The organism is Brevundimonas sp. UBA5936 (assembly GCA_002430835.1).
In the GTDB taxonomy this organism is placed as follows: Bacteria; Pseudomonadota; Alphaproteobacteria; order Caulobacterales; family Caulobacteraceae; genus Brevundimonas.
The window spans coordinates 2,596-4,147 of record DJDA01000105.1 but is presented as its reverse complement, the minus strand read 5'-3'; the positions used below and the strand labels follow the sequence as shown (position 1 = coordinate 4,147).

Genomic DNA, 1,552 nt, shown 5'->3' with positions numbered 1-1,552 from the left:
CGCGCCGAAGAAGAAACAGAACAGGCTGGTCATGGCGAAGGCCGTGACAAAGGCGCCTAGCCATTCGACGCGGCCCTGCAGCCGCAAGGTCTCGACCGGGTCCAGCAGGCCCGATCTGATCTTCTTCATGTCGCCTTCCTGCGCCAGCATGACCACGACCATGCCGCCCAGCAGCGGCAGCCAGGCCGTCAGCAGGGACGCCAATGATCCCGCCGAGGCGCGGCCGGAACTGAAGCGGGCGATAAAGCCCTGAATGGCTTCCTGGTGGCCCAGGGGCAGGTAGACGAAGAGCAGCAGGCTGATCGCCGCCAGATAGAGCAAGGCGTAGAAGGCTCGCTGCCCCAGGCTGATCGGCACGACGGGCGGCGGTTCGGTCGGTTCGGAAAAGGCGTCCGGCATCGATGCGCCGAGCAGGAAGTCGCCGGCGACGCGCCGCTTCTCGATGTGCCAGAACCAGCGATAGGTCCCGGCGTGGGCCAGAGGCAGGAAGACCAGCGCCATCAGCACAGCCAGGACGCCGTTGAGCGACTGCTCGAAGGTCAGGTCGCGGCCCATGCCCTCGGCCGCGAACAGCAGGCCGATGCTCAGGGCGCCGATCCCGATCACGCTCGGCGGCGTGATGACGAGGATCAACAGGATGGAGCGCAGCGGCTCTTGCAGACCGGGGAGGAAGCGCTTCCCCTTGCGTGTCGATGTGGTTCGGGGCATCGCAGCTTTATCGCACATTGAACGTGCATGAGATTTGAATGACGACCTGGACTGAAGCTCTTCCTGACGTGCGCGGCAAGCTGCTGCTGAACGAGCCGCTGGGGCCCTACACCTGGTTCCGCGTGGGCGGGGCGGCGGACGCCCTGTTCATTCCGGCGGACGCCGATGATCTGGCCGATTTCCTCAAGGCTCTGCCTGAAGATGTGCCGGTGACGGCGATCGGCGTCGGCTCCAACCTGATCGTCCGCGACGGCGGGGTCGAGGGCGTGGTGATCCGTCTGGCGGGGCGCGCCTGGGGCCAGGTGACGACCGACGGCGTCACGGTCACGGCGGGCGCGGGCGCGCTGGACAGCATGGTGGCGCGCGCCTCGGCCAAGGCGGGCATCGCCGGGCTGGAGTTCTATGCGGGCATCCCCGGCTCGATCGGCGGCGCCCTGACGATGAACGCGGGCTGCTATGGCTCGGAGACGAAGGACGTGCTGGTTTCGGCCTGGGGCTTGAACCGCAAGGGCGAGCGGGTCGAACTGGCCCTGGCCGATTTCGGCTACACCTACCGCCACTCAAACGCTCCGGCGGGCATCATCTGGATCGAGGCGACCTATCGCGGAACGCCCGACGCGCCCGAGGCCGTCGCCGCCCGGATCAGCGAGATCACCGAGCGTCGCGAGAAGACCCAGCCGATCCGCGAGAAGACCGGCGGCTCGACCTTCAAGAACCCGGACGGCCATTCCTCGTGGAAGCTGGTCGATGATGCGGGCTGGCGCGGGAAGTTGCATGCCGTCACGGGCGGGGGGGCCAAGTTCAGCGAGCTGCACTCCAATTTCATGATCAACCCCGGCGAGGC

General features: G+C 67.2%; 2 protein-coding genes. One reads left to right on the top strand and one right to left on the bottom strand.

Translation table 11 applies throughout. The features are described from left to right. A partial coding sequence (locus B2Y21_RS09470) for a hypothetical protein (protein WP_292059226.1) occupies positions 1-708 on the bottom strand: 708 nt, incomplete at its 3' end. 38 nt (positions 709-746) lie between these two features. On the opposite strand from B2Y21_RS09470, the gene murB reads away from it, so the two are divergent. Further along, positions 747-1,552 (top strand): UDP-N-acetylmuramate dehydrogenase (gene murB, locus B2Y21_RS09465; protein WP_292059224.1); only part of this gene is annotated, 806 nt, incomplete at its 3' end.